General features: G+C 41.2%; 5 protein-coding genes. 4 read left to right on the top strand and 1 reads right to left on the bottom strand.

Annotated elements, in window-relative coordinates; translation table 11 throughout:
- The first annotated feature begins 604 nt into the window (after positions 1 to 604).
- On the top strand, positions 605 to 2,683 hold the full coding sequence (locus tag CVD19_RS23525; RefSeq protein WP_101585613.1) for a sigma-54 interaction domain-containing protein: 2,079 nt from the start codon (positions 605 to 607) through the stop codon (positions 2,681 to 2,683).
- 32 nt (positions 2,684 to 2,715) lie between these two features.
- Here CVD19_RS23525 and pepV read toward each other — a convergent pair whose 3' ends face one another.
- Positions 2,716 to 4,113 (bottom strand): dipeptidase PepV, encoded by a 1,398-nt coding sequence (gene pepV / locus CVD19_RS23520; RefSeq protein WP_101585612.1) that lies wholly within the window; start codon positions 4,111 to 4,113, stop codon positions 2,716 to 2,718.
- A gap of 258 nt (positions 4,114 to 4,371) precedes the next feature.
- Between pepV and CVD19_RS23515 the strand changes: the two genes are divergently transcribed.
- The 3 genes from CVD19_RS23515 to CVD19_RS23505 all read left to right on the top strand — a co-directional run bounded on the left by CVD19_RS23515 (position 4,372) and on the right by CVD19_RS23505 (position 8,023).
- The gene (locus tag CVD19_RS23515) at positions 4,372 to 6,021 is read left to right on the top strand and encodes a peptide ABC transporter substrate-binding protein (RefSeq protein ID WP_101585611.1); all 1,650 of its coding nucleotides are present in this window, start codon (positions 4,372 to 4,374) and stop codon (positions 6,019 to 6,021) included.
- Between the two features lie 119 nt (positions 6,022 to 6,140).
- Entirely contained in the window at positions 6,141 to 7,076 is a 936-nt protein-coding gene (locus CVD19_RS23510; RefSeq protein WP_101585610.1) for an ABC transporter permease, read from the top strand.
- A 5-nt stretch (positions 7,077 to 7,081) separates the two neighbouring features.
- Positions 7,082 to 8,023, top strand: coding sequence for an ABC transporter permease (locus tag CVD19_RS23505; protein WP_101585609.1), 942 nt, complete (start codon positions 7,082 to 7,084; stop codon positions 8,021 to 8,023).
- The last annotated feature ends 9 nt before the right edge of the window (positions 8,024 to 8,032 follow it).

Raw genomic sequence — 8,032 nt, 5'->3', positions numbered from 1 at the left:
CTCCGTATTTGACCTCACTATCATCCCATGTCTAAAGACGGGCTGCGCCCTGCATGGGCTTTCACGTTCGGAAAATCTGTAAACTGGGTAATTTCGAATGGGGCTGGATCACTGGGGGACTTGATGGGTGATTGTCTTGATCGTTACTTAACAGGGATTTCCATAAAAAAATGAACACAGCTCTATTGCACGGTTCAGAATGCAGCAACGGCAAACATGGATTTTTGATTCAAGAAAAATATACAAAGGTGCTCAAATGAAAGTCATTTTTGAAATTGAACGATTGATTTTGGAAGTATTTTGAAGCAGCTGATATGGACGCCGCTATGAAAAGTGGGTGTCTGTCCGGTTGTTGATTATCAGGAAATAAACCGCCTGTTTAAAAAGGTTAAAAGTTGGGCGCACCTGATTCAGGTTTGACCTGAATTATCCAAGATAACTACACTAATTTATGTTCGTAATCTCTTATGATACTGCCTTTAACACCCATTATGGTCAAGACAGCAAGAAAATACATATCCGTACATGGTGACGATTGTGCTAGACTAGAGAAAATATATTAAATTTTAAGATAATTAAAATTGGCACAAAAGGGGTATCAACTTTGTCAGGTACAAAAAGTATTCTCGTTGTCTCGTATATGAAAAATACCTTGAAGACGCTGGTTGAGCAGCTAAATGAAATAGGCTTGCGGGAGCATTTTGAAATTGATGGATGTACCGTGGAAGATTTGGATCATTCTATGATAGGAAAATATTCACTGGTTTTAATTTCAAGTAATATTGTTTATACGATGGTGAAACCTTTCATACATGAAAAAACACCATTCCTCATTACTAGAAGGACCATCAACTATGCGAAAATAAGACAATTACTTGAAATACCGAAAGGGACGAAGGTTTATTTAGTCAGCGACCATAAGCATTCGGCAGAAGAAACCATTGGCATATTAAAAGAAACTGGAATCGAACTAGAATTGTTCCCGTTTTATCCTCAAGAAATACCTAATGATGACATTACGGTTGCGATTACGCCGGGAGAACCGCAGTTTGTACCGAAAACGGTAACGAAAACGATTAACATAGGCAGCCGCTTGATTGATATATCAACTTTAGTGGAAATATTTAATTATTTTAATATCTCGCCATTTTCCTCAAAAACCCATTTGTCAGCCAGATATATACAATCATTGGTCTATCTGTCACAGGAGTTAAGTGATGAAATTTTCCGGTCAAATCTTCTCCAAAATAGCCTGGAAAGTATCGTGCAGAATATTGAAGATGCCGTGATTGTGTACAATAATGATAATGAAGTTGAAGTGTACAACAAAACCGCATCCGATTATTTAAACCTCACCCACCGTGACGAAAAGCATAATATGGAAACATTGGATCCCGCTTATTACCAAGCTATGAGGAATCTCGCGGTTGGCCAGGAAAACTTCGTTGAAATTAATGGGACTACATTTTATATGAGAAAAAAGCGAATTTTTATCGATGAGCAAATTTATTCGACACTGGTCATATTCAGGAAAGCTGAAGACTATCAAAAAATAGAGCACGATTACCGTTTTAAAGCGAAGCAAAGGAACTTGTTGGCAAGATATCGGTTCGACGATATTAAGACGGTCAGTGTTGCTATGGTTGAAATGATCAAAATTGCAAGCAAGCTGGCCAAAAGTGATTCAACTATTTTAATTCTGGGCGAAACAGGCACAGGTAAAGAAGTTATGGCCCAGGCAATCCATCACGAGTCACCAAGAAAATTCGAGCCGTTCATTGGAGTCAACTTTGCAGCAATTTCAGAGAGTCTAATGGAGAGCGAGCTTTTCGGGTATGAGCCAGGGTCATTTACTGGAGCGAGAAAAAGCGGCCATATCGGAATGTTTGAGCAGGCACACCTGGGAAGTGTCTTTCTTGACGAGATTGGAGATGCATCTAACGTGATTCAGAATCGGCTTTTAAGAGTGCTTCAAGAAAGGCAGATTATGAGAGTGGGCGGCGACCGGGTCATACCTCTTGATGTCAGAGTCATAGCGGCGACAAATAAAGACCTGAACCGGTTGATAGAGGAAGGAATATTCCGGCAAGATTTATATTACCGACTGAATGTATTGCCTTTGAAGCTTTTGCCCCTTCGGGAAAGGAAAAAAGACATTGTTCTGCTCATCAATCTTTTTTCAAAAGAATTTCAGGAAAAGCTGGGGCGTGGACCACTTATTTTCACTAAAGAGGCATTGCAGCTATGTGAAAGCTACCACTGGCCGGGAAATGTAAGAGAATTGCGTAACGTGGTCGAATATGCAGCACATATATGCAATGACAAAGTGTACAAGGAAGACCTCCCGATCGGAGATAATCATTTTCCGGATATCCGTTCCGAAGGCAGCCATGAGGTAGAGCTTCAATGGATCAAAAATGATCTGACGGAAAAAGGATTCATTTCGGAAGCTTTGCTTATGCTTCAGTATTTGAATAGTGATGAGGTAATTTCAGCAGGACGGTCTTCTATGCTATCCCACTTAAACGGGGAAGGATTCCTACTTTCAGATCAACAGCTCCGATATCGGCAAAAGTTATTGCATGATCATGGATTAATATTAATAGAAAGGGGGAGGAGAGGAAGTCAAATAGCTGAAAAGGGAAAGAAGTTTATTGATATGTTAACAAAAAGCAAGTGCTGAATCCACACTTGCTTTTTGTCGTTCCGATTTAATCAAAGATTGGCCAGATCATAAATGGCTCTTGCATATATTGCAGTCGCTTTATAGAGATCTTCTATTTCCACGTATTCATTGATTTGATGAGCCGTATTCAGTTTCCCAGGAAAAACAGACCCATAGGCTACTCCGTTTCCGATGAAACGGGCATAGGTTGCTCCTCCAGTAGTAAGCAAGACCGCTTTTTCTCCGGTTTCCTGTTCGTAAGCTTGCTGGAGTACACTAATAACAGGATGGCTCTTTTCGACATGATGCGGTTTTTTCTCCCTGACTTCCTCAATGACGAAACCGTATTTCCCAACTGCCTCACTCAATTTTTCAATTGTCCTTAAATAAGGAGTTTCAACAGGGCAACGGATATTCAATGTCAAGTAGGCTGAATTATTTGAAGAGAAACGGAAAATTCCAGGATTGACAGTCAGAGGACCAGTGATCTCATCTGAAAAGGATATATTTAATTTCTCCCCATGTGGATCATCATCTAAGCATTCTCCAATAAACTTTACAAATGATCCACCACAAACTTCGCCGGCTAAATACTTCGCAAGCTTTGTTGCGGCGTTGACACCTTTGTCAGGCTCCATTCCATGAGCAGATATCCCTTTCAAAGTCAAAATGAGAGAATCATCTTTATGTTTAACAGCATAATCTAAGTAGTCTTTTCCGCAGTATGCTTTAAAACGCTCTCTTAAGCTTTCCAATCCTTTTCCCCGAATGATTGCGACAGCCTGGTCAGGAACCATGTTTCCCTTTTCCCCGGAATAGAATGACAACAGTTCGTATTGTCCTGAAATATTGTCCGCCTTTTCCAATCTGAGAACGACATTTATTTGCCCTTTCTCTGCATGGATAATCGGGAATTCTGCATCAGGCGCAAACCCCGTTAAAGGCTGAGGTTCGACCTGCACATATTTTTTCATACAGGACATTCCGCTTTCCTCATCTGTACCAAAAATAATTCTTATTCGGTGCTTTAGTGGCAATCCGCTTTCTTTTATGATTTTAAGAGCATAATAGGCTGCCATTGTCGGCCCTTTATCATCAATCGCTCCCCGGGCGAAGACTTTGCCATCTCTAAGCACTGGCTTAAACGGGTCAGACGCCCACTCTCCTGTTGCTGGAACAACATCTAAATGGCACAGTACCGAAATATAATCAGGTGCATCTTCCGGTCCCAGCTCCGCAACCCCCACGTATCCATCAATATTTTTCGTTCGGAATCCATCGTCCGCCGCCTTTTGAAGCATAAAATCCAAAGCCTTTTTTATTTCCATTCCCATTGGAGCCGACTCTGATTTAGAGTGCAAATCTTTTACACTCTTAAAAGATAATAAATCAAATAAATCCGTTAATAATTCCGTCTTCTTCTTTTCCACTCCGTTTTTCCAATTCAATATTATCCCTCCCTGTGCATACAAATAGTATTTTGCAAGAATTATACCAAATTGGAAACAGTTTCTATCGTGAACGCTAATAATAAATGGTTAACCCAATAATAGCCTAATGACCCTGTTTTCTAAAATATGGCTAACCCAATTCTATATTAACAAATACAGATAATTTAGATTTTTTCTACAATAAAGGCGAAAAAGAAAGTTGGCACGGAACTTGCAAATAGATAAATTGTCAAATAATTTTTTGGGGGTTAGAAAATGAGAAAAAATTGGCGAAATATGATGTCTGTTTTGTTGCTCAGTATTATGGTCCTGTTAGCTGGCTGTAATTTCAGCGGATCTTCGACTAAGCCTGCAGACAAAGAAGATGGTGAAAATAACGCAAAACGGAAAAGTGAGAATGTCCTTAATTTAAGCCTTGAAAACGACATTCCGGACCTCAACCAGGTCAAAACGACAGATGGAATTTCCTTTGCTATTTTAAACAATGTGATGGAAGGCCTTTATCGCCTAGATCAAAATAATGAACCTGTTCCCGCCATCGCAGAAAGCCATAAAATGTCAGATGATGGATTAACTTACACGTTCACGCTAAGGGATGGAGTAAAGTGGAGTAACGGTGAACCTGTCACCGCGAATGATTTTAAATATTCCTGGCTAAGGGCGCTGCATCCAGATACTGCTGGATCCTACGCTACAATTCTATCTGAATACATCAAAGGAGCAGCCGCATTTGCCGCAGGCGAAGCAGATGCGGAGTCAGTTGCGATTGAAGTGAAAGATGATAAAACACTCGTGGTTGAACTCGTGCAGCCAACTCCGTTCTTCCTGGGCTTGACGGCATTCGTCACTTATTTCCCGCTTAATGAAAAGTTTGTCACAGAAAAAGGGGAAGGATTTGGTTTGACAGCAGATGCGATCCTTGCCAACGGTCCTTATGTACTGACCGACTACGACCAGGCAAAAGGAGTATCATTGAAAAAAAATCCTGAATACTGGGACCACAAGAATGTTTCGATCGAGCAGGTCAATATGAAGGTTATTAAAGAACAAAGTACTGCTCTGAATCTGTATGAGGCTGGGGAGCTTGATAAGGTATTTCTCGCTTCATCTGATGTAGACACATATAAAGACAACCCGGAATTTGATTCAGAAACTGAATTCAGGACCTATTTCATTCAATTTAATCTTGGCAAAGAGCCTTTTAATAACGACAATATCCGAAAAGCGCTTCAATTGGCCTACGATCCTGAGGTGTTGACCAAAAACATTCTGAACAATGGTTCAGAACCTGCATACAGCCTGGTAGCTCCGAAAATGGCAGGAGTGGACGGCAAATCCTTCAGGGAACTTCAGAAAGAAGTGATCAAGCCTGATGCTAAAAAAGCAAAGGAGCTTTGGGACAAGGGTGTAAAAGAACTCGGCAAAACGCCAGCAATCGAATTATTGACATCTGATGATTCGGTTTCAAAAGACTCAGCTACATTCCTGCAAAGTGAATATAAAAAGAATCTGGGCATCGATATCACTCTTGTGACTCAGCCATACAGCGGGCGGCTTCAGACAATGAGAGACAACAACTATCAAATGGCGATCAATAGATGGGGAGCAGACTATAACGATCCGATCACGTATATGGATTTATGGGAAAAACCATCCAATCCGGCATTCCGCGGAAATTATTTGAACGAAAAATATGACCAGCTGGTAGCATCCGCGAAAACAGAAGCTGATGTAAAGAAACGCATGGACAGCTTATTGCAAGCAGAAAAAATCATCCTTCAGGATGCAGCAGTAGGGCCGCTTTATTACGATGGCCGTTCTTATTTGCAAAAACCTTATGTAAAAGGACTTATAACACACCCTTACGGGGCTTCACCCGATTTAAAATGGGCAACTGTCCAATAAAGGTTTGAATGCAGGGAGGGATTCATTCTCTGCCTGCTCTTCAATGATGAAGCATAGCGCATGTCTGTTTTAACTCACTGATAGAACAATTTATGACACCTAAAAATGGAGGTGTGAATATGAAAAAATACTTTTTTATAAGAGTTATTAATATATTGGCCACTTTGTTCATTATTGCAACAGCAACTTTCTTTCTAATGAAGCAGCTCCCTGGATCACCTTTTGATGAAGAAAAACTTGCCAATCTATCAGAAGAACAAAGAATGGAGTTTTACGCAAGGTACGGCTTGGACAAGCCTTTAACGACTCAATATGTCCTTTACTTAAAGAGCCTTGTACAAGGAGATTTTGGCACTAGTTTTTATTTTAAAGGGCAGGATGTGGGGGAGCTTATTACGGACCGCATCGGTCCATCTGCGTTGCTTGGTGTCCAGGCTGTTTTGCTCGGTTTTACAATTGGCATTATCCTGGGCATAATTGCAGCATTTCGCCATAACACAATGTGGGATTATACGACAATGATCGTTGCTGTTTTGGGAGTGTCCATCCCGAATTTCGTGTTCGCTGCCCTGCTTCAGTATTATGTTGGCTTAAAATTAGGGATCCTTCCTGTTGCCTTTTGGGAGTCCTACTCGAGTTCGATCATGCCGACGATCGCATTATCTCTGATGGTTATTGCATTGATTGCAAGATTTACAAGGAATGAAATGCTTGAGGTTTTGCAGCAGGATTACATCCTGACAGCACGGGCAAAAGGAGTGCCACAGTTCAGGGTCATTTATAAACATGCAATCCGCAATGCGCTCATACCCGTCATTACAATTTTAGGTCCAGCCATAGTCAGTTTGTTGACAGGATCACTTGTCATCGAAAATATCTTTGGCGTGCCCGGAATTGGCAGTTTGTTTGTAGACTCAATCAAAGTGAATGATTATACAACGATTATGGGGCTAACCCTTTTTTACAGTGCTTTCTTTGTTCTTACAATGCTCATCATAGACCTTTTATACGGTGTTATCGATCCAAGAATTCGAATAAGCGGGGCAAAGGAGTGAGTATAGTGAAAGATGCAGAACCTCTCATTGAGGAAGAATTCTCGGATGAATTGTTTGAAATAGCCGGCAGGCGAACGGAGGAAAGTGAGAAGATCCAGCGGCCACCGTTGTCAGCTGTCAAAGACAGCTGGATGAGGCTGAAAAAAAATAAAGGCGCCGTCATCAGTTTAATTGCGTTATCCATCATCCTGCTGCTGGCCATATTTGGCCCATATATGACTAAATATGAATACTACGAAACAGATTATTTAATCGCTTACCAGCCACCATCCGGGGAACATTGGCTTGGTACAGATAAGTTTGGCCGGGACCAGTGGACAAGAATATGGGAAGGAACCCGTGTTTCTTTATATATTGCTGTTCTGGCGGCATTTCTTGATCTGCTTATTGGAGTGACTTACGGGGCCGTGTCTGCGCTAAAAGGCGGGAAAGTGGATAATGTGATGCAGCGCTTCATTGAAATACTGATAGGCATTCCGAACCTCATCATTATCATTTTATTGATCATGCTCATGAAGCCGGGGATTTTGACCATCACGATCGCAATGGTCATTACTGGATGGGTGAATATGGCCCGCCTGGTCAGGGCACAGATTTTTAAACTTAAGGCACAGGAATTTGTCCTTGCCGCGAGATCTCTTGGTTCCACGAACAAACGGCTGATTTTCCACCACCTGATACCGAATACGGTGGGATTGATCGTCATCAATATGATGTTTACGATACCTTCGGCCATTTTTACCGAAGCATTCCTTAGCTTTATCGGACTTGGCTTACAGGAACCACTCGCTTCCCTGGGGGTGCTGATAAACGATGGGTTTAAAGGGATGAGGAACCACTTTTATTTACTTCTTTATCCGGCAATCGTCATCGTCGGAATAATGGTGAGCTTTAATATATTAGCAGACGGATTAAGAGATGCTTTAGATCCAAAAATGAGAAAATAATTCATTTCA

Source organism: Bacillus sp. T33-2 (assembly GCF_002860205.1).
In the GTDB taxonomy this organism is placed as follows: domain Bacteria; phylum Bacillota; class Bacilli; order Bacillales; family Cytobacillaceae; genus T33-2.
The sequence above is the reverse complement of the archived record's forward strand: the minus strand, read 5'-3'. Positions and strand labels throughout refer to the sequence as shown.